Source organism: Shigella sp. SIG3, assembly GCF_053555855.1.
The window spans coordinates 1-381 of the sequence record NZ_JBQZXE010000333.1; the positions used below are offsets into that span (position 1 = coordinate 1).

The 381-nt window shown below is 47.8% G+C and carries 1 protein-coding gene; it reads left to right on the top strand.

Going from position 1 to position 381, the window contains the following annotated elements; all coding sequences use genetic code 11:
• The first annotated feature begins 36 nt into the window (after positions 1–36).
• The gene (relE, locus tag ACUU1I_RS21270) at positions 37–324 is read left to right on the top strand and encodes a type II toxin-antitoxin system mRNA interferase RelE (RefSeq protein ID WP_000323025.1); all 288 of its coding nucleotides are present in this window, start codon (positions 37–39) and stop codon (positions 322–324) included.
• The last annotated feature ends 57 nt before the right edge of the window (positions 325–381 follow it).

Genomic DNA, 381 nt, shown 5'->3' on the forward strand with positions numbered 1-381 from the left:
TCCTAAGCCAGTACGTGTGACGCTGGATGAACTCTGATGGCGTATTTTCTGGATTTTGACGAGCGGGCACTAAAGGAATGGCGAAAGCTGGGCTCGACGGTACGTGAACAGTTGAAAAAGAAGCTGGTTGAAGTACTTGAGTCACCCCGGATTGAAGCAAACAAGCTCCGTGGTATGCCTGATTGTTACAAGATTAAGCTCCGGTCTTCAGGCTATCGCCTTGTATACCAGGTTATAGACGAGAAAGTTGTCGTTTTCGTGATTTCTGTTGGGAAAAGAGAACGCTCGGAAGTATATAGCGAGGCGGTCAAACGCATTCTCTGAACCAAAGCATGACATCTCTGTTTCGCACCGAAGGTGACACTTCTGCTTTGCGTTGAC